Raw genomic sequence first — 19,764 nt, 5'->3', positions numbered from 1 at the left:
GGGTATGAAATTACGCGGTCAACACCATATTTCATCGTTAACAAAAGATGCGAAAAAGAATCTTGCCTTTTATCGGAATGTACTCGGAATGAAACTCGTAAAGAAAACCGTCAACCAAGACAACACGTCGTTTTATCACTTATTTTATGCTGATGAACAAGGTACCCCAGGCACTGAAGTTACATTTTTTGAGATTCCAAACCTCGCCCAAAAACATGACGGCACAAACACCATTAACGACATATCTTTACGCGTGTCTTCCGTCGCTGCGCTTTCATTTTGGAAAACTCGCTTTGAAAGGTACCAAGTGACGCACAATGAAGTCCAAACGATGAACAACGCCGCTGTTCTCCCTTTTCAAGACCCTGAAGGACACAAGATGTTCCTCGTTGCCGACAGCGACTTGGACGACAAACGGGAACCATCTTCACCTGAAGAGATCCCGAATGACTACAACATCTTAGGTCTAGGTCCTGTGCGTTTGAAAGTTCAATACGTAGAGCCAACGAGCGACGTATTAACTGACGTGCTCGGCTTCACGAAAAAAGGCGAATATAAAAACGGTGAGCATCGAGTTTTTGTATTTGAAGCAGACCGGGCAGGTTTATCAGGACAAGTACATGTCGAAGAAGATAAGACCTCACCAAAAGCAAGAGAAGGAAGAGGCAGTGTGCACCACGTCGCATTTCGGGTAGAAACCGAAGAAGAACTCCAGCAGTGGGTAAAACGAATTGAAGAGGAAGGCTTTCAAACGTCAGGCTTTGTAGACAGGTATTATTTCCGTTCTCTCTATTTCAGAGAACCCAACGGTATTCTGTACGAACTGGCGACCGATGGACCAGGCTTTGCAATCGACGAACCCGTTGATCAATTAGGAAAATCTCTTTCTCTCCCTGACTTTCTTGAACCCAACCGAAAGGAAATTGAAGCAAAACTCCAGCCGCTGCAAACGTAATGACCGGCCGCCCGTACGTGGGCGGTTTTTTACGTTCATAAATTCGGCCATGCCCCGAACACATTTTCCAATTTTCTTAGCGTATAAATAAAAGAAATCCTCGTCATAAGGAGGTTCGAATGAATAAGCTACACAAGTACTTTGAATCGAATGACGGACGATTAATTCATAAATGGATCCATTACTTTGACATTTATGAGCGCCATTTTGATCGTTTTGTCGGAACAGACGTTAACATTTTGGAAGTCGGTGTGTCACACGGAGGGTCGCTTCAAATGTGGAAAGAATACTTCGGAAAAGGTGCCACCATCTACGGACTAGACATTAACCCCGTGTGCAAATCCTTTGAAGAAGAGCAAGTCAACATTATTATTGGCGACCAAGGCAATCGCACCTTTTGGCAATCCATTAAGCCTACCTTACCGGAAATGGACATCATTATTGATGACGGCGGGCACTTCATGCACCAACAGATCATCACCTTTGAAGAAATGTATCCATTGTTGTCTGCGGATGGCGTCTTCCTCATCGAAGACTTGCACACAAGTTACATGGAGGAATACGGCGGAGGATATGAAAACCCAAACAATTTCATTGAATATTCAAAGCCGTTCATTGATCAATTGCATGCGTGGTACTCAAGGGACTCACGTTTAGCTGTGACTGATTTTTCTAGATCTGCGTGGTCGATGAGCTATTACGACAGCATTCTCGTGATCGAGAAACGTCCGAAGCAGCCCCCTTACGACAAGATGACCGGCAAACCCTCTTGGTAACTTTATTGTTGCGCGCAAACGTTTACGATTGCGTGCAACCGTAGGTTTGGACAAGCACCTCTTGAGGTAATGTAAAATCATAGGAGGGTTGCAGGATGAGTAAATTTTATGATGACATCGATTTCGACAATACCGATTTCCGTAAACATCCGGAACGTTACCGGGTCGGCAGGGGCGAGCAAGGTGTGCTTCTTGTCGAGCCTTATAAAAGTGAAATCTTGCCAAATTGGCGATTTAAAAGCGTGTCCATTGCCGAGGAGTCGTCGGAGAAGATATATGAGCAATACGCCCAGTACAAAAAAGCAGGCGATTTTGTCGGAATGGATATGGCGAGAAAGTTTTTACAAATGGGCTACACACGCGCCCGACGGTACGCCAATTATCCAGGAGGTAAGAAGTATAGCAAGAATGGCGAAGTGAACGAGAGAAAAATTGATGAGGAAAAAGCAGCCGCAGCGGCTATTTTTGAGAAAAAATGGGTCTCAGTGCGGGAAGATGAAGAGTATTTGCAGTTGAAGCACGAACACCAAAAAAAGTACGGGTAGTAAACACCTTCCAAAGTGCCCCGCTTCCTCGTCGTGAGGCGTCACAAGACACGAACCGTCCCAATTGCGCTAAAAAACACCGTAAAATGAGAAATTTCTCATTTTACGGTGTAGCCGCCATCCATCACATTCGTTTGACCTGTAATTCCTTGTGACGCTTCATCCGCTAAGAACAGTGCGTAATGGGCGATCTCTTTGGGTTGGAGTAATCGTTGCTGCGGAATTAACGGGTAAAACTTTTTCTCGAGTACTTCTTCTTCTGAAACGTTCATTTCACTAGCAAGGTCATCGAGTTGCTTTTGTACGAGATCGGTTCGAACATACCCAGGGCAAAGGGCGTTCACGGTAATTCCTTCTGCCGCACACTCTAGCGCCGTCACTTTCGTCAAACCGACGAGCCCGTGCTTTGCACTATTGTATGCTGATTTGCCCGCATACCCTATGAGACCATTAATGCTCGCCATGTTAATGATGCGGCCGTACTGTTGCTGCTTCATCATTGGCAGTACTGCCTTCGTCAATCGAAACGGACCCGTAAGCATCACATCAATCATCGTTTCAAATGTTTTCGTTGGAAACGTTTCAACCGGAGATACGTGTTGCATGCCTGCATTATTCAGCAGTATATCCAACCGTCCGAACCGCTCTACTGTTTGCTGAACCGTCTGCTCAATCTTCGATTCATCCTGCACATCACATACTAATGCAAGCACGTCCTTGCCTCTCCCTCGCAACTGCTTAACTCGATCATGAAGTAACGACTCATTGCGGTCAGTCAACACGACGTTCGCACCCGCATCAGCGAACCGATTGGCGATCTCCCAACCTAAGCCATTCGCTGCCCCTGTAATTAGCGCTGTTCTCCCTTGTAACTGATTCACATCCATTCCCCCGTTTCGATAATTTCACTCTCCAGAGTATAATCAAACCGAATCGTTTATATGTTTTTGACGTACACATATTGTTCTCCGATCGGTCCTTCGATCCGACGTTCAGAATCTGTAAATCCAACGCGTTTGTATACCATTTGTGCTGCAATATTTCGATGATTTACAGCTAGTACTACTTGGTCACATCCTGGGAACTCTTCTCGAACAAACGCTGGCAATTGGTTCATGCTCTTCTTCGCGATACCTTTGCCTTGCTGTTTGTAATCAATGGACAAAGCTGTAAGTAACATCGCATGAGGATTATCGGTGTATTCTTGCACTCTCTTTGTGGCGTGCAATAAGAAGAAACCGACAGGTTCATTATCTTGTAAAATGACAATACGATACTGACCTTTCTGAACCTCACCCATTGCAGAAGGTAAAGATGTAAACTTCTCTTGCTCAGACGGAAGTTCAAATTCGTTTAATTTTTTCTCATGTTGATTAGAATAAAACTTTAGTGCCACATCTGTTTCCATACATGAACCTCCAACATAGCGTCATTGTACTCATTATACCAAATTTGTAGTTTGACACTTTATTTTTCTTCAGTTACATTAAAGATATTAAAGACTCTATATATCTATAATAAAGGAGACCGACAATTGCATTCACATCATGAACGTTTACAAAGAAAGATTGAAGCACTTGAAAATCAAGACAGAACACAAAAGCTGCCTGCCGACCAGTTATTGGACCGTTTGCACATCAAGCCTGCGGCAAACATCCTTGACCTCGGAGCGGGCACTGGCTACTTAACACTACCGGTTGCGGATCGTACAGCTGGTACGGTATATGCCCTTGACCGTGATGAAAATATTCTAGCCTACCTTTCGCAAAAGGCAAAGGAACAAAACCATCATAATATTACCCCAATAACGGGCGATTTCACATCCATCCCTCTTGGAGATGAAACGGTGGATACAACGCTCGCTTCCATCTCGCTTCATGAGACCCAACAATTGCCCGACGTATTGAAAGAGATTCACCGTGTTCTACAAAATGACGGACAGTTCCTCTGCTTAGAGCTGGAACACACCTCTTCATCCTCTGGACCACGTGTGTCATCCGAGCAAATGTCATCTGCCATCATGGCTGCTGGCTTTGAAATCGTTGAGCAACTACCCCTCGACTTCAGAATGGGTGGAGACCCTGCTTACCTTATTATTGCGCGGAGATAAGTTCCGACAGCGAAGCGACTCGCGCAGGGCCAGGCGGGGACAGCATACAAAAGGATGTTGAGGCGTTAGCAAATCTGCGCTCTAGTTTCACGAAATCAGCACTAAAATCGCTAAAATGAGCAAACTTGCTCGCACAATGGGTAAACTCGCGCGCAGAACTGGGCACGTCTCCCTGCCCAATGCCCCCGATTTCGAAGTGCGAAAATGCTATCGGTGCGACACTCGCAGAGCCACCCCAGGCGGGGAACGGCATGTCGAAGTGTTCCTATCACAAATACAGATAATGGCTCGTATTCGTGGAGCGATGCTGTGCAAGACGAGAAAACCCAAACGATGTGTAAAACCGGTCGGCTTTTTTTGAATCGGTATACAGCGTCAGAACGTCATAGTTTGGCTTTGCATACTGAATGATTGACTCGAGCATCAGTGTGCCTGTGCCTTTCCTCCGATACGGCCGAGACACGTAAAAACGGCGCAACCGACCGACCCTTGTTGCGTCGCAATAAGGGTCGGTATTCAGGCCGGCAATGGCGATGAGCTGACCGTCACTCGCATAAGCCCCGACTAAACATTCGCCGAGCTGGTCAAACCGGTTTGTTCCTTCTTCATAATCACGCAGTAACCGTCTAATGAACCGAAACCCCTCTCGTTGGCTTTCATCGACTAACAGAGAAAGCATAGAGAGAGAAACACGGTCTAACTTTCTCACCGTAACCACGAGCTTTACTCGTTCCTTTCGATCAATTGTTCAGTAAAGCCAAGCATCTCTTCATCGCTGATGTCTGTGTCGAAATAGAAGATGATCCACCCATGATCATTCATGTTTACAAGGTGGTTCGTATAATTGTCGGGCCCAAATTCACCGACAGAAACCGAATGGCCGGCAATCTCTATCTCTTCGCTTTCGGTTAGCGCTGTTTCAAACTCTTGGATTTGGACTTGAATTGCGGTTTCCCCAACGAACCCTTCATACAAACTCTCAAATTCATTCGTCTCTGGAAACTCAGGTGCAGGCTCATCGGAATCAGGCTCCCCGTAGTTGATCGAAAGCGTATCAAAGCTTTCAGACCCTTGGATATACGCAGATAAAATCTCAAACTGGTCATGTTCAGCAATGGTTGCGTTAAATTCGCTTTCTTCAATTTGTTCGTTAATTTCAGCTACTGGGTCATTAGACTGTGAAGCACAGCCTATGAGAATCATGGCGACTAATGGAAGAACAATCCATCGCATCGGGCATCGTCTCCTTTGACACGAAGTACTACTCACATACCCTTTATTCATACAATTAACCCTTTTTTGAACTTACTTGAAATGTAAACACCAATCCACCTACGAATAAACAGCTACTCAAGACCCACTCCATCGCTGTGACGGGCAGTCCCGGAAAAACGATAAACACTGAGCCGCTCAACAAACCAAAAATGGCAGCATAGGTTGTTCTTCGGTACCGAGTCAGAATAAATCGGACCACTTTGCCCATGATGAGAATGCCAACGACGACCCCCGAACCGATCGCAATAACAACCGGTAGCTCAAACGTTGTGAGCGCCAACAGTGCCGTTTCATAAACGCCTAAAATGACAAGAATGAGCGCACCACTCATCCCTGGCAACACAAGCGCCGTACTCGCAAACCAACCGGCAATAAACAAATACACGTAATCACTGAAGGTCAGTTCCATCATGACTCGTGCGTCTGCCCCGACGACCCCATTCAACATAACGAGAAAAAGGATACAGCCGATCATGAGCATCACCTGGGGAAAGCTGTACACTTGCTGCCTTACTGAAGCGAGCCCGTCCCGCCAAATAAATGGCAACATTCCAACGATCAGCCCGATAAATAGAAAACCGATCGGTATCGGAAAATGCTCTAATAGATAGCTAATAACGGAAATCGTTAAACCAAGTCCGACAAGAATGCCGACCCCGATTGGCAAAAGAAAGCGAATCGCTTTCTTATATTCGTTCGTTGTGAGGGTGTGAATGGCGTGGATCACGATTTCATAGATGCCTAACAGCATAGCAATGGTGCTGCTACTCACTCCTGGAACGGTTTCGACGACGCCCATCATCATGCCTTTTACTGTATTTCGCCAGTTCAACGTACCCCCTCCATCATGACCGCCACCGAGCGAATCCGCCTTCGGTGTTCATAATCTGACCGGTGATCCATGACGCCTCTTCCGTGAGAAGCCAGGAGATAAGCCGTGCCGGGTCTTCGGGTTCACCGAATCGGTCAAATGGGAACTTCGTGCGTGTTTCCTCCCACAACTGATCGTTCAGATAGCCGGTATCGACCGGTCCTGGGTTCACCGTGTTCACACAAATGTTCTGGTCGGCGAGTTGGTCAGCGAGCGTGAGTGTAATGTCTGCAAGCGCTCCTTTGGCGAGTGCATAGGCAACTTCACCGGGCATCGGTCCTTGTCGTTGACCTGAGGTCATGAAAATGATCTTCCCTCGGCCCCGCGTCGGATCGTATTGATCGGCAAACGCCTGCGCCAACAATACGGATGATCTCGTATTCACTTTCCAGTGATTGTCTAGCATTTGTGCCGTCAGGTTGCCGAGTGGGCCATCTCCACCTGACCGTGCATGATTACAAACGATCGCGTCAATAGCACCATGCTCTTTGACGACCGTTTTAATGAGCGTTTCTGCACTGTCTTCCTGGAGGAAATTGCTATGATAATGGCCGAACTGCGCACTAGGGATCATCTCTTGTTGAATTCCTGCAACCACTGCCTCGAGATGATCTGCACCCCACGCTTGCTCTTCATCGTGAGTGCGAAAATGTTGAATTATGATGGATGCTCCGTAAGCGGCACACTGCTTTGCAATCGCATAACCAATGCCAGCTCTACGACTCACACCTGTAATGAGTACGGTCTTTCCTTGTAACGGGGAAGGGTTTCTTTTTTGCGGTTTCAAACTTCCACCTCTTTCGAAATCTTTGCATACACACACGTATCTCTCATTTCACGGGGGTCAAAGGCGGCAGTGTCGTCATTTCTTAAGATTCCTTCCAGCATAAACCCTGCCTTCTCCGGAATAGCGCGACTTCTTTGATTGATTCGGTCACAGCGAATTTCAACTCTTCTCGCACGGAGTTGCTCGAACGCAAATTGCGTAATCCCAGCAACGGCCTCTGATATGTACCCTTGTCCACGTTGCCTTGTATCGACCCAATAGCCGATTTCAAACTTCCGGACAGCCCAATCAATCCGATGTAGTCCTGATACACCTACAAGTCGGCTCGTATCTTTTCTAAATAGTAGAAATCGCAAGTCTTCCCTTTTCAAAAAATTGATGTGCGCTTCTCGGAGATCAAGCTCAACATCCTCCAGCGTACGCTCCTTTTGTGCAAACGGTAGCCAACGTTTTAGTTCTGATTTTGAAGCACGTATCGCATCGTAAACAGCTTCACCATCCCCGGGCAGCGGTAGACGAAGCAACAGCCGGTCGGTCTCAAATTGTTGCGGAAAATCAAGCAATAACGGATTCAACGGCCCCACCCTTTCACGTATTCCTAGTATATCATTTTAAAAAATAAATGTATAATGAACTTGACAAAAAGTAAAGTTAACCATACATTAATAACTAGGTGATACGATGAAAATTCGAAATCGAGTGAAAGATCTCCGTGCCAGAGACCAATTTACGCAAGGAGATTTAGCACAGGCCGTTGGCGTGACACGCCAAACGATCGTCGCTTTAGAAAAAGACAATTACACCCCTTCCCTCATCTTGGCGATGCGAATTGCAGAAGTGTTCGAATTACCCGTTGAACAAATATTTACATTGGAAAAAGAGGAGGAAACGACATGAAGATTGTTTGGGGACTCATTTGTTCATTTGTAACGTTATTTTTGTTCGGCTGGAGTTTAGTTGCCATCTTTAACTTTGTCCACGAATTCGTAGGCTCAATTCAACAACCATCACTCGCAGCTTCCGCTTCATTAGACTTGATGCCTATTGTTCTAATTGCCATTTTCGCAGCCGTCCAGTTTTTCATCGCAAGGGCGAAAAAAATCCCATACCGTAAATCGGTATGGCTCCCGGCAGAAATTGAAGAAACCGACGAACGAGAGAAAACCATTACACAAAAAGCGAGCCGAGCTTCTTACGTAAGTATGTACTATGCCGTCCCGCTCGCTGGTGCCCTCATTACGTTATATCCACTCGTGATGACGACCCTACCCTATTTTCCTGTGTTGGTCGTCATGCTCATTCCTCTCGTTCAAGTGATTGTGTATGCCATCACTTGGAACCGGGCGTATTATGCGTTCTAACTCATTGATTTACGAGGCGGTCTGCTTCAACTAGCTTCCTGCAACACCGTCTGATCCAAACGTAGCGAAAATCACACCATAGAAGCCAGAAATCTTCCCATTGATATGTCAATGGGAAGATTTCCACTAAATAAAATTTACACAGAGGTGAGTGCCGTTTGGCATGCTCAAACGCTAGACCACTTTCTCCTTACTCATGCGCTTTCGGCGATAGCGACTTGTGCTAGCCTTTAAAAAGCGAGTGCCTCTCTAAGGCACCCGTTTTTTTGCTTACTTATCAACATAGGATGAACGTAACATTTTCTTAATTGCACAGATTGTTGTTTCTTTCCACTTCAGGCAGATGCTTGTACTCCAGAGTATAAGTGCGACATCACGTTTCTGCCTCCTGGCTACGGTGTGTGGAAAGAAGTCCAAATGCCCCATATATTCATATTTGTGACACTTGAGAAAGAAAAATCATGATTTTAAACGTGAATGCGCACATAAACGTCGTCAACTGTCACAAATATCGCGATTTGTGACAGTTGCGTGCCGAAAGTGCCAGATTTGAGGGCTGGATTGTCACATACGTGACCGACCATCACATGCTTGTGCCAGGCAGTGCGCCTTGGTTACAACTTTTTACCCTTCGGCAAACGTTGTTCTTGTTGCCCGCAACCCTTGCAGTGACGAACAACAATCGGCAACGAGATGAATTTCAACACGCAATATGCAAGCACTCACCCGCAAAGACCCCTCTCGGTCATCCGATTCAGTGAATTTCTTTAGTTCAACTTATCTAGCAGTAAAACGGCAAAGTATTTTCTGGCGTCGGCGTTACCGATTCGCAATGTTTCTCTTTCTCCATCGGCGTTCACGAGGGTAAGTAGTGCGCCACTCAAGTCTTCGCGAACGTCATTGATCTGATACCCTCTTAAAATATAGTCATCAATTTCTTGTTTTTCTTTTACATAATCGTCGTACTCGTTCAAAGGGTTCACCTCGCTTCTTTGAAGGTTTCTACTTCTTCGTCTTGCACGGTCCAGTCTCTTCCAACGGTTAAGCCGAGATAAGTGTCATCATCTGGGTTTTCCAGTTCTGCTTGCGGATAGCGCTTAAACCACCAATATTTGGCGAGAACATAATACACCGTCCCGCCGAGCACGAGACCGATGATAAATGAATAGGACGGGAACAGGAGGGAACCCCCTCCACCTGCAATCCACGCCAATAGTCCAGCGACGTTGATGCCTTTCCAATAATGATATTGTCCGGTTTCTTCATATAAATCAGTCACGTTCACGCGGCGTTTGCGGATGATGTAATAATCGACGACGAGGATGCCGACAATGGCGGCTAAAATGCCACCTACGAAAAGAAGTGCCGGTACAATGATGTCAAACAAGTTCCACGGTTGCACGAGAACGCCAATCGCCCCTGCGATCATGACCCCTACCCAGAATGGCACTTTCGGTCCGCCAACGTTTGAAAAGATGGTGGCAGCGGGAATGACATTGGAAGATGTGTTTGTTGACCATTGGGCAAGGGCGATCATGAGCATGAGTACGCCGAGCAAGATTCCGTTTGTGGTCGTTTCCATTAATGCTTCTACAGGATTGGAATTGAAGACAGCCATGTACGAAACTGCACCAACGATGACCATGAATGTGTGAACGATCGGCATGGCGACGAGACTGCCGATCAGCTGACCACGATTGCGTTTGAACCAACTCCGCTCGTACTTCGGCGCTTTTATAAACCGTGATATGGATGGCATATCTGCAGCGAGCGTCCCCCAAAACCCCATCGTTGCCATCACAACGATAAAGAAGGCACTCACCGCTTCAATCCCTACCGCTGGTGCTTCCACCCACGCCCACACATCACGCCCGGCGGCGGTTGCTTGTGATGAAAGCGCGATGTACATCCAGCCAGAAATGATCACAATTACGGGTGCGGCAAGATTAGCAAAACGCTCGACAGCTTTGATCCCAAATGCTGTATTAAAAAGCTGTAATGCGGCAAATATGAGAAAACAAATGAACCATTGATCGATGCCAAACAGCATGAACAAAATGGCATTAATTCCGGTGGCACCGAAGAATGTGTTAATCCCAAACCAGCATGAGGCGACGAACCCGCGAAAAATTGAAGGAATGTGCGTACCAATCGTGCCAAAAGGAGCTCTCATATACACCGGAAATGACAACCCATGCTCAATGCCGATGTCCCCGGTCAGCGTCATGCAAAGGCCAATCCCTAAAGAACCGATAATCGTTGCGATAATGACGAGGTGTAAGGGTAACGTTTGAATGCCGTCTCCACCAATCGCAAATGCAGCGAGAACGACGGCCATACTCACCCAAAGAATGGCAAACCCGACCGTGCTCATTTTTCGTTTTAATTGAGAGATCGGAAACAAATCAGGCGACTTTAAATAGCTGCTTTTAGAACTCATCCCATCTACCTTTCTACTGATATATTCCGAATCTCTCGTTCTATTTTATTTTGATAGCGCTGCTTGTTGTTTCAACGGTTCTCCGTATTTCGAGCGTTTAACAAACTGACCCGCACCGTTCGTGCCGACGAACGTTTGATTGTCGACGATCGTTTTGCCGCGTGACAACACGGTTTTAGGCTGTCCAACGACTTCCATTCCTTCAAAGGCGCTGTAATCGACCGCTAAGTGATGGGTGCTAGCGGACAGTGTTCGCTTCACACTTGGATCAAAGATGACGACGTCTGCATCGGCACCGACAGAAATCGTTCCTTTTTTCGGGTGCATGCCGAACAACTTCGCCGCTCGCGTTGACGTAACGTCAACAAACTGGTTGAGAGATAGCCTGCCTTTGGCGACCCCTTCGGAGTACAAAATACTCATCCGGTCTTCGATGATCGGTCCACCGTTCGGAATCTTCGTGAAGTCTCCTTTGCCTAAGTCTTTTTGTCCTTCGAAATCAAACGAGCATTGGTCACTACCGATCGTTTGCAGTGATCCGACTTTGAGTGCGTTCCATAACACATCTTGATGTTTTTTCTCTCTAAGAGGCGGGGACCAAACATATTTTGCGCCTTCGAAATCTGGGCCTTTCATCATTTCTTCGTCAAGAACGAGGTATTGTGGGCACGTTTCCCCCCAAATATCTGCCCCAGCCTTGCGCGCTTCCTCAATCTGTTTCACTGCTTGTTCACACGTCACATGGACGACATACAGTTGCGAATCGGCAAGTGCCGTCAGATGACAAGCTCTACCCGTTGCCTCACCTTCAACCGACGGTGGGCGTGTAAGCGCGTGGTGGATCGGGTCGGTTTGTCCATTCGCAAGCGCTTCTTTCGTCAAATAATCAATCACATCGCCATTTTCTGCGTGAACCATGACGAGTGCGCCGAGCTCTTTTGCTTTGATCAATGTTTGGAAGAGCGTGGAATCGTCTGCTTGAAAGACATTTTTGTAGGCCATGAACACTTTGAACGACGTGATGCCTTCTTGTTCAATGACTGCCGGCAATTCTTCTAACACGTCATCGGTAATCTCACCGATCATGAGATGAAAACTGTAATCAATGACCGCTTTGTCTTTTGATTTCTCGTGCCACGTCGTGATCGCCTCAGAGAGCGGCTTGCCTTTTTCGGTTAAACAAAAATCAACGATTGTCGTCGTTCCCCCGTGCGCGGCGGCAACAGTGCCGGTATCAAAATCATCGCGTGTTACGGTTCCGCCAAAGGGCATATCCAAGTGCGTATGGGGGTCTACCCCGCCTGGAAATACGTAACAGCCCGCGGCGTCAATTACTTCTGCTCCATCCTCATTAAACGCTTTCCCAATTGCAGCAATCTGCTCATCGACGATAAGGATATCTGCTTCATACGTTTCTGCGGCGGTCACAATCGTTCCGTTTCGAATAATCTTCTTCATTTCTACCATTCCTTTCTATGAATTGGCTAAGCTCTTAGCGTTAATGGCATTCTGGCGTGTATTCCATGAGAGTGGCGGCAAGTTATTGTCTTTTTCAATCATGTCGATGGCACCGTCGACTGGGCAAACGATGGAGCAAAGGTTACAGCCGACACATTCTTCTTCACGAACTTGTAAAATCGGTTCACCGTCGTCGCCTTTTAACATGTCAATGCACTGATGTGCGGTATCTTCACACGCGATATGACACTTATTGCAATTGATACACACGTCGTTATTAATTCTAGCGACTGTCTGATAGTTTAAGTCCATATCTCCCCAATCGGAGTACTTCGGTACAGTCTTGCCAATGATCTCTTGAACCGACCCGATACCTTTTTCATCAAGATAGTTACTTAGGCCATCAATCATATCTTCAACGATACTAAAACCATGGTGCATGGCAGCCGTACACACTTGCACACCAGACGCACCCATGAGCATAAATTCGACTGTATTCTGCCAATCACCAATTCCTCCGATGCCTGATATTGGTACGTTTATGTTCGGGTTTCTCGCGCACTCTGCGACCATGTTAAGGGCGATCGGTTTTACAGCCGGTCCACAATATCCCCCATGAGCGCCTTTTCCGTCTACATTCGGAACGGTATTCCACGTATGAATGTCAACGCCAGCGAGGCTATTGATCGTATTAATCATACTCACCGCATCTGCTCCGCCTTGGACAGCCGATTCTGCAGTGACGGTAATGTCGGTAATATTCGGGGTCAGCTTGACGATGACCGGGGTTTGCGCTACTTCTTTCACCCAGTACGTTTGCTTTTCCACGAGTTCTGGTACTTGACCAGAGGCCGCCCCCATGCCTCTCTCTGCCATGCCGTGTGGGCATCCGAAGTTTAATTCCAAGCCGTCAACACCGACCGCTTCTACTCGCTTGACGATTTCATGCCATTTCTCTTGTTCGGGCTCGACCATAAGTGAAGCAATAATGGCATGGTCCGGGAAGCGGAGCTTCGTTTCTTCAATTTCACGTAGATTCACTTCTAGCGGGCGGTCGGTAATGAGTTCAATGTTGTTAAACCCAGCTACTCGCTGTCCGTTGAATGAAACAGCAGCAAACCGGGACGACGTATTAATGATCGGTTCTCCAAGCGTCTTCCAAACGGCGCCTCCCCATCCTGCTTCAAACGCTCGTTGTACTTGATACCCTGAGTTTGTCGGCGGTGCACTTGCTAGCCAAAAAGGATTCGGTGATTTGATTCCTGCTACATTTGTATACAAATCTGCCATAATACCCCTCCTATGCTGTTGACTCAGCTTGTAATCCAGATAGTTTCTCGTGAACTTGATACGCCGTTTGCTTGCCTTGTTCCGCGGCAGTAACGACCATCGCTTCACCTTGACCTTTACCGAAAATAACGTCGCCACAAGAGAACACATTGTTTACGCTCGTTTCAAAGCGATCGTCATTTAACGTCACGACCCCACCATCATGGTGGATATTAAATTGCTCTAATAGGTCGGTATAACGAGTTTGACCAATCGCTTTAATGACAAAATCAACCTCGAGTGTGAACGTGGAATCCGGTATTGGCATTGGTCTTCTACGCCCATCTGCATCGGCTTCACCTAGCTCCATCTTCTCGCATTCAATGGCGCATACGTTGCCCGCTTCGTCACCGATGAGACGTTTCGGAGCCGTTAACCACCGGAACTCGACCCCATCTTGCTTTGCGAACTCATACTCAAAGTCATAAGCGGTCATTTCCTTCTCGGAACGACGATACAAGATCTTCATATTTTCTGCCCCGAGTCGAACCGCACACGTTGCCCCATCAATCGCTGTATTTCCAGCGCCGATAACGACGCCTTTTTTGCCAGCAAACGCTTGTGACAGTTGCCCACTTTTCGTTTGTTTCACAAACTCAATGGCATCGTGAACACCGTTCAATTCCTCTCCCTCAATCCCAAGCATCGGCACGTCGGACATGCCGACGGAGAGGATAACTGCATCGTGATTTTCTTTGAGTTCTTCTAAGCTAACGTCACGACCGACGCGGGTGTTTGTGCGAATATCGACGCCTACTTGTTTCACTTGATCCACTTCCCAAAACGATACGCGCTTTGGCAGGCGAAATGACACAATGCCATACGTGTCTAAACCGCCAGCCTCTTCTTCGGCTTCATATATGGTCACGCCATACCCCATGAGTCCTAGTTCCCGTGCAGCCGATAACCCTGCTGGTCCTCCCCCGATTACACCTACGCTTTTCCCATTCGGTTTTCCAGATTTGAACAACACTTTCTCATTATGAATTGCCCAATCCGTGGCATATCGTTGCAGTTTCCCAATCATAATCGGCTGTGTGGAATCATTTAACACACAAGCCCCTTCGCAAAGCTCCTCGGTTGGACAAACACGAGCACAACTCGCGCCAACCGGATTGGCTTCCATAATTTTTCTTGCTGAACCGAGTAAATTATCACTTGCGATCTTCTTAATAAATGACGGAATCTCAATGCCCGTCGGACAAGCTGTAATGCAAGGTGCGTCATAACAGTACAAACAACGACTGGCTTCTTCAAACGCTTCTTGGTGAGAGAGCGGTGGCTCAACTTCATTAAAATTCGCCTGTAATTTCTCCAGCAACATTTCATTCCCTGTACTCATCAAAGATCACCTGCTTTTCTTTCAGAATAAAAGTCTAGTGTTCGATTTTCTAACAAAATACTTGAATATTTAGACATTTCTGAGTGGACGTTTACTCTGTCGCAATCGTCAACACACTGTCCAGAATGACATTCACTCCGCGCTCACAGTCTTCCCAAGGCGTAACCTCGTCCTCATCATGACTTTTCCCGCCAATGCTCGGCACGAACACCATCGCAGATGGAATGTAGCTCGCAATAAACTGGGCATCATGTCCAGCTCCACTGACCGTCTTTTTATACGGATATTTAAGCGCCTGGACCGATTGCTCAAGCGTATGAACAATGTCAGAATCGAACCATACAGTATCTCGTCCCCAAAGCTTCGTTACACTTACTTCACACGCCTCGTCACTTCCTGATTGCGCAAGACGGTCAATGATTTGTTCGACACTCGCGATCGTTTTTTCATCTTGATGGCGGGCTTCTATAGAAAACACAACACGATTTGGGATTACTGTATGAATATTCGGAACAACATTCATGCGCCCCATCGTATACACTAAATCATCATCCAACTTCTGTAATTGCTCTCTCGCTTCAACAATTTTATCGGTCGCTGTAAACAGCGCATCTCTTCTCATATTCATCGGGGTCGTCCCGGCGTGGTTCGACTCACCACTCACAACAACTTCATAGCAGACCATACCGACGACACATTCAACGACACCAATTTTTAATTCTTCCCTCTCTAAACTTGGCCCCTGTTCAATGTGTAACTCTAGAAAGGCTTTTGCTTGTTGCAAACGGTGGCTCACTTCTCCGGCATAACCAACGTTTTCTAGCGCATCGGCAAACGAAATCCCTTCCGTATCTTTTTTCGCAAACATCGTTTCTTTCTCAAACTTTCCAGAAAGAATGCCTGAACACATCATGGACGGTTCAAATCTAGCACCCTCTTCATTCGTAAAGTTGACTATGACGATCGATGACTCGTGCTGAACACCGTGCTCAACAATCGTTCGAACGACTTCTAACCCTGCGAGTACACCGAGCACACCGTCAAAACGCCCGCCTTTTTTCACAGAATCTAAGTGAGAACCAATAACGACCGGTGGCTTTTCACGGTCCGTTCCAACAAGTGTCGCGTACATGTTTCCTAAATCATCAACATTCACCGTCATCCCTAACGCTTCACAACACGACCGAAAATAATTGCGGGCTTGTCGGTCTTCCTCTGATAAAGCCAAGCGTGTAACACCATTATTCTCCGTTTTTCCAAACGATGCGAATTCTTCTAGTGATTGTTTTAGTCTGTCACCATTGATTAGCAATTTCTGTTGCTTCAAGCGACACGCCTCCTTACGTTTGAAAACTACATGTTTAGAATTTATTGAATTTTAAATATACCTTCAATTCTACACGCATCCCAAAGCGTGTACATGTTACAAAATGTTTATTTTTGAATCCATTTGTTAGTCAAAGTGTCCATACGATCATCATTAAATCGAAGAATGGAAGCGCCAATGTTCGTTACTACTTGTTTCTACATCCGTTTTCCATTGTCCTCTTCATCTCATTCCTTAAAGAACAAATCCTCGAGAGCGCTCTCGAGGATTTGTTCTATTGGGCAACGATGGCGGTATCTTTGAGTACAGACTGTAATGTCTCGATAATCAAATCACAGTCTTCGTCGGTCATGCTAAGCGGCGGGGCTAGGGTGAGGACATTGTTGTAGTCAGCAACAGTGTCGGCATTTTTGCCGACGATGAGTCCTTTCGCTTTGCAAGCCGCAATGATTCCACCGACCATTTCTTTACTTGCAGGTGTTTTCGCCTGCTTGTCTTTGACGAGCTCGATGCCGATGAGCAGTCCTTGCTGGCGGATATGACCAATGTGGGGCTCGGCGGTGAGTGGCTCGATGCTTTGTCTTATCCGGCTGCCGAGTTCATTCGCACGGGCGACGAGATTTTCTTTTTCCATAATTTCTAAGTTTTTCAGTGCGAGTTTACACGCGGCGGGGTTGCCGCCAAACGTGTTGACTTGCCGGAAATGATCGCTTTCGTCTGTGGTTTTAAAGACGTCATAATATTTTTGTTTCACCGCTGTTGCAGCGAGTGGCAAATACCCGCTCGTAATGCCTTTTGCCATCGTTACAATGTCAGGTTCGATGCCGTAATTTTGATAGCCAAAGTTCTCACCTGTGCGACCAAATCCACAGATCACTTCATCATTGATAAGGAGAACGCCATACTTGTTGCAAATTCGCTCCACTTCTTTTACATAGTCAGGGTGTGGAATTAAGATGCCACCGCCTGTAATGATTGGCTCCATAATGACACCGGCAACCGTTTCGGGGCGCTCCCACACAATTGTCTCCTCCATCATTCGGGCACAAGCGAGACTCCATTCTTCAAAGGACTGTCCATCAGGCGCCCGGTATTCATCAGGGGCGTGGACATGAATGAATCCAGGGAGCAGCGGCTCATAGCGAAACTTCCGTTGTGCCTGACCGGTCGCAGAGAGCGCGCCGAGGGTATTGCCATGATACGCTCGGTAGCGGGAAATGAACTTGTACCGACCGGGTTCTCCATTTTGATAATGATATTGTCTAGCGATTTTGAAAGCTGTCTCATTCGCTTCCGAGCCACTGTTGGAGAAGAACATTCGATAATCGCCTTTTAACCATTCGTTTAGCTTTTCGGCAAGTTCGATGGCAGGCACATGACTGTTGGACAACGGGTGAAAAGGCATTTGCCGAAGTTGCTCGGCGGCAACGTCGACGAGCTCATCACGACCGTATCCGGCATTGACGCACCAAAGACCTGACATACCGTCTAAGTAGTCATTTCCTTCAACGTCGGTAATCCAAGCTCCTTTTGCCCGCTCAATGACCATCGGGTTTTGATCATTTTGGTACGGTTTCATATGATGCCAAACATACCTTTTGTCCTTTTCATACAACTCTTTTTGCTTTGTTTGGTCAGCCATATCGCTCATCCTCTCAAAAGTTTAATCGAACCAGCGACTCGTCAGCATTTTCTTCCGTGTAAAAAATTCTACGCCGTCTCGTCCGTTTGCATGCAAATCACCATAAAATGAATTTTTCCAACCCGAAAACGGGAAAAATGCCATCGGTGCGGGAACGTTGACGTTAACGCCGAGCATACCGACTTCAATGTCTTCGCGGTATTGTCTGACCGCTGAGCCGCTCGCCGTATAGAGTACCGAACCGTTTCCAAAATCAGATTGATTCGTCAGTTCAATGGCTTCTGTCAAATCTTTCACGCGAATGACACAAAGTACAGGGGCAAAGATTTCTTCTTTCCAAATCGTCATCTCTGTCGTGACGTGGTCAAAAATGGTCGCCCCAAGATAATACCCACTCGTGCTAGCTTCAACATCTTTTCTCCCGTCTCGAACGAGCGTCGCATTTTGCTCTTCACCAAGCTCGATATAGTTGTGCACTTTATCAAGTTGGCTTTTGCGAATAACGGGGCCTAAGTCAACCCCATCATCGATCCCGTTACCTATTGTTAATTTGTCCGCCGCTGCTTTCAATTGAGCTAAAAACTCATCGGCCACGCCATCTTGTACGAGACAGACAGATGTGGCCATACAACGTTGGCCTGCACTTCCGAATGCACCGTTCATCACACCTTCTACCGTTTTCTCTAAGTTGGCATCATTTAAGATGATGGAATGGTTTTTGGCGCCACCGAGTGCTTGCACGCGTTTGCCGTTTTTCGCGGCAGTTTCATACACATACTCCGCAACGGGCTGGGACCCGACGAAGGAAATTGCTTTTACGTCTTTGTGTTCGAGTAAGCCGTTTACCACGTCTTTGGCTCCATGAACGATGTTAAATACGCCTTCTGGCACGCCTGCTTCTGAAAGAAGTTCAGCGAGTCGCTGCGCGAGCAGTGGCGTCCGCTCTGAAGGTTTGAGGACGAACGTATTTCCACAAACAATCGCAAGCGGGAACATCCAGCACGGCACCATCATCGGGAAGTTAAACGGCGTAATGCCGCCGATGACACCTACAGGATAACGATACATACCCGACTCAATGCCATTTGCGATATCGGGAAGGATTTCGCCTTTCATAAGTTCGGGAGCACCTGAGGCAAATTCAACGTTCTCAATCCCTCGTTGTACTTCGCCATAGGCGTCTTTGTATGTTTTTCCGTTTTCTTTCGTGAGGAGTCGCGCAAGTTCCTCGTGGTGTTCAACGAGTAACTCATGGTACGTATACATGTATCTCGCCCGCACCGGTACTGGTACTTTTCGCCAAGTTTCATACGCTTTTTTGGCCGCTTGGACTGCTTTGTCTACGTCTTCTTTTGTTGAATACGGAGTGTGCGCAATGATTGACCCGTCTGAAGGGTTGAATACATCTTCACCTTCTCGACTTGAATCTGTCCATTGTCCACCGATGTAATTTTTTAGCATTGTCGTCATCATTGTCCCTCCATGTTCTTCGACCATACGTATTGTGTATACAGCCGATGCATTGTAGACAATATATCAAATTTTC

At 46.8% G+C, this 19,764-nt stretch carries 21 protein-coding genes; 6 read left to right on the top strand and 15 right to left on the bottom strand.

Features of this window, described 5'->3' with window-relative positions:
* Positions 1-4 precede the first annotated feature (4 nt).
* The 3 genes from ACE1TF_RS04480 to ACE1TF_RS04470 all read left to right on the top strand — a co-directional run bounded on the left by ACE1TF_RS04480 (position 5) and on the right by ACE1TF_RS04470 (position 2,276).
* Positions 5-955 carry a ring-cleaving dioxygenase gene (locus ACE1TF_RS04480; RefSeq protein ID WP_375014622.1) on the top strand — a complete coding sequence of 317 codons (951 nt, stop codon included), beginning with the start codon at positions 5-7 and terminating at the stop codon, positions 953-955.
* A gap of 119 nt (positions 956-1,074) precedes the next feature.
* On the top strand, positions 1,075-1,731 hold the full coding sequence (locus ACE1TF_RS04475) for a class I SAM-dependent methyltransferase (RefSeq protein ID WP_375014620.1): 657 nt from the start codon (positions 1,075-1,077) through the stop codon (positions 1,729-1,731).
* 95 nt (positions 1,732-1,826) lie between these two features.
* Positions 1,827-2,276 carry a DUF4385 domain-containing protein gene (locus ACE1TF_RS04470; RefSeq protein WP_375014617.1) on the top strand — a complete coding sequence of 150 codons (450 nt, stop codon included), beginning with the start codon at positions 1,827-1,829 and terminating at the stop codon, positions 2,274-2,276.
* 98 nt (positions 2,277-2,374) lie between these two features.
* Here ACE1TF_RS04470 and ACE1TF_RS04465 read toward each other — a convergent pair whose 3' ends face one another.
* Both ACE1TF_RS04465 and ACE1TF_RS04460 read right to left on the bottom strand, forming a co-directional pair.
* A complete protein-coding gene (locus ACE1TF_RS04465; protein ID WP_375014615.1) occupies positions 2,375-3,163 on the bottom strand; it encodes a 3-hydroxybutyrate dehydrogenase in 789 nt (262 codons plus the stop codon).
* 50 nt (positions 3,164-3,213) lie between these two features.
* Positions 3,214-3,684, bottom strand: coding sequence for a GNAT family N-acetyltransferase (locus tag ACE1TF_RS04460; RefSeq protein ID WP_042400701.1), 471 nt, complete (start codon positions 3,682-3,684; stop codon positions 3,214-3,216).
* Positions 3,685-3,810: 126 nt separating this feature from the next.
* Here ACE1TF_RS04460 and ACE1TF_RS04455 point away from each other — a divergent pair, with 126 nt between their 5' ends.
* Complete coding sequence (locus ACE1TF_RS04455) at positions 3,811-4,386, top strand: class I SAM-dependent methyltransferase (protein ID WP_042400704.1); 576 nt, start codon at positions 3,811-3,813, stop codon at positions 4,384-4,386.
* Between the two features lie 268 nt (positions 4,387-4,654).
* Here the strand turns inward: ACE1TF_RS04455 and ACE1TF_RS04450 are convergent, their stop codons facing one another.
* From ACE1TF_RS04450 to ACE1TF_RS04430, 5 genes are read right to left on the bottom strand one after another with little or no spacing between them, the layout of a single operon-like run.
* On the bottom strand, positions 4,655-5,104 hold the full coding sequence (locus tag ACE1TF_RS04450) for a GNAT family N-acetyltransferase (RefSeq protein WP_052363779.1): 450 nt from the start codon (positions 5,102-5,104) through the stop codon (positions 4,655-4,657).
* Between the two features lie 5 nt (positions 5,105-5,109).
* Entirely contained in the window at positions 5,110-5,619 is a 510-nt protein-coding gene (locus tag ACE1TF_RS04445; RefSeq protein ID WP_375014612.1) for a hypothetical protein, read from the bottom strand.
* A gap of 55 nt (positions 5,620-5,674) precedes the next feature.
* Positions 5,675-6,493: a DUF368 domain-containing protein gene (locus ACE1TF_RS04440; protein WP_375014610.1), complete on the bottom strand. Its 819-nt coding sequence runs from the start codon at positions 6,491-6,493 to the stop codon at positions 5,675-5,677.
* Between the two features lie 13 nt (positions 6,494-6,506).
* Positions 6,507-7,319, bottom strand: coding sequence for an SDR family oxidoreductase (locus ACE1TF_RS04435; RefSeq protein ID WP_375014608.1), 813 nt, complete (start codon positions 7,317-7,319; stop codon positions 6,507-6,509).
* Positions 7,316-7,894 carry a GNAT family N-acetyltransferase gene (locus ACE1TF_RS04430; protein WP_375014606.1) on the bottom strand — a complete coding sequence of 193 codons (579 nt, stop codon included), beginning with the start codon at positions 7,892-7,894 and terminating at the stop codon, positions 7,316-7,318. The genes ACE1TF_RS04435 and ACE1TF_RS04430 overlap by 4 nt, the downstream gene beginning before the upstream one ends.
* Before the next feature lie 106 nt (positions 7,895-8,000).
* Here ACE1TF_RS04430 and ACE1TF_RS04425 point away from each other — a divergent pair, with 106 nt between their 5' ends.
* Both ACE1TF_RS04425 and ACE1TF_RS04420 read left to right on the top strand, forming a co-directional pair.
* Positions 8,001-8,216: a helix-turn-helix transcriptional regulator gene (locus ACE1TF_RS04425; RefSeq protein WP_375014604.1), complete on the top strand. Its 216-nt coding sequence runs from the start codon at positions 8,001-8,003 to the stop codon at positions 8,214-8,216.
* On the top strand, positions 8,213-8,680 hold the full coding sequence (locus tag ACE1TF_RS04420) for a hypothetical protein (RefSeq protein WP_375014602.1): 468 nt from the start codon (positions 8,213-8,215) through the stop codon (positions 8,678-8,680). The genes ACE1TF_RS04425 and ACE1TF_RS04420 overlap by 4 nt, the downstream gene beginning before the upstream one ends.
* Positions 8,681-9,447: 767 nt before the next feature.
* Here the strand turns inward: ACE1TF_RS04420 and ACE1TF_RS04415 are convergent.
* The 8 genes from ACE1TF_RS04415 to ACE1TF_RS04380 form a co-directional block, all read right to left on the bottom strand.
* Positions 9,448-9,654, bottom strand: coding sequence for a hypothetical protein (locus ACE1TF_RS04415; protein ID WP_042400723.1), 207 nt, complete (start codon positions 9,652-9,654; stop codon positions 9,448-9,450).
* Between the two features lie 5 nt (positions 9,655-9,659).
* The gene (locus tag ACE1TF_RS04410) at positions 9,660-11,120 is read right to left on the bottom strand and encodes an NCS1 family transporter (protein ID WP_375014600.1); all 1,461 of its coding nucleotides are present in this window, start codon (positions 11,118-11,120) and stop codon (positions 9,660-9,662) included.
* Positions 11,121-11,165: 45 nt separating this feature from the next.
* A complete protein-coding gene (gene hydA, locus ACE1TF_RS04405; RefSeq protein ID WP_375014598.1) occupies positions 11,166-12,578 on the bottom strand; it encodes a dihydropyrimidinase in 1,413 nt (470 codons plus the stop codon).
* A 15-nt stretch (positions 12,579-12,593) separates the two neighbouring features.
* Complete coding sequence (gene preA / locus ACE1TF_RS04400) at positions 12,594-13,868, bottom strand: NAD-dependent dihydropyrimidine dehydrogenase subunit PreA (protein ID WP_375014596.1); 1,275 nt, start codon at positions 13,866-13,868, stop codon at positions 12,594-12,596.
* A gap of 10 nt (positions 13,869-13,878) precedes the next feature.
* Entirely contained in the window at positions 13,879-15,249 is a 1,371-nt protein-coding gene (locus ACE1TF_RS04395) for an NAD(P)-dependent oxidoreductase (protein WP_375014594.1), read from the bottom strand.
* A gap of 91 nt (positions 15,250-15,340) precedes the next feature.
* Positions 15,341-16,576, bottom strand: coding sequence for a Zn-dependent hydrolase (locus ACE1TF_RS04390; RefSeq protein WP_375014591.1), 1,236 nt, complete (start codon positions 16,574-16,576; stop codon positions 15,341-15,343).
* Positions 16,577-16,850: 274 nt separating this feature from the next.
* Positions 16,851-18,218, bottom strand: coding sequence for an aspartate aminotransferase family protein (locus tag ACE1TF_RS04385; protein ID WP_375014589.1), 1,368 nt, complete (start codon positions 18,216-18,218; stop codon positions 16,851-16,853).
* Between the two features lie 21 nt (positions 18,219-18,239).
* Positions 18,240-19,688, bottom strand: coding sequence for a CoA-acylating methylmalonate-semialdehyde dehydrogenase (locus tag ACE1TF_RS04380; protein ID WP_375014587.1), 1,449 nt, complete (start codon positions 19,686-19,688; stop codon positions 18,240-18,242).
* Between the last annotated feature and the right edge of the window lie 76 nt (positions 19,689-19,764).

Origin of the sequence: Geomicrobium sp. JSM 1781026, from assembly GCF_041949955.1 — a bacterium.
Lineage (GTDB): Bacteria > Bacillota > Bacilli > Bacillales > Marinococcaceae > Geomicrobium_A.
The sequence above is the reverse complement of the archived record's forward strand: the minus strand, read 5'-3'. Positions and strand labels throughout refer to the sequence as shown.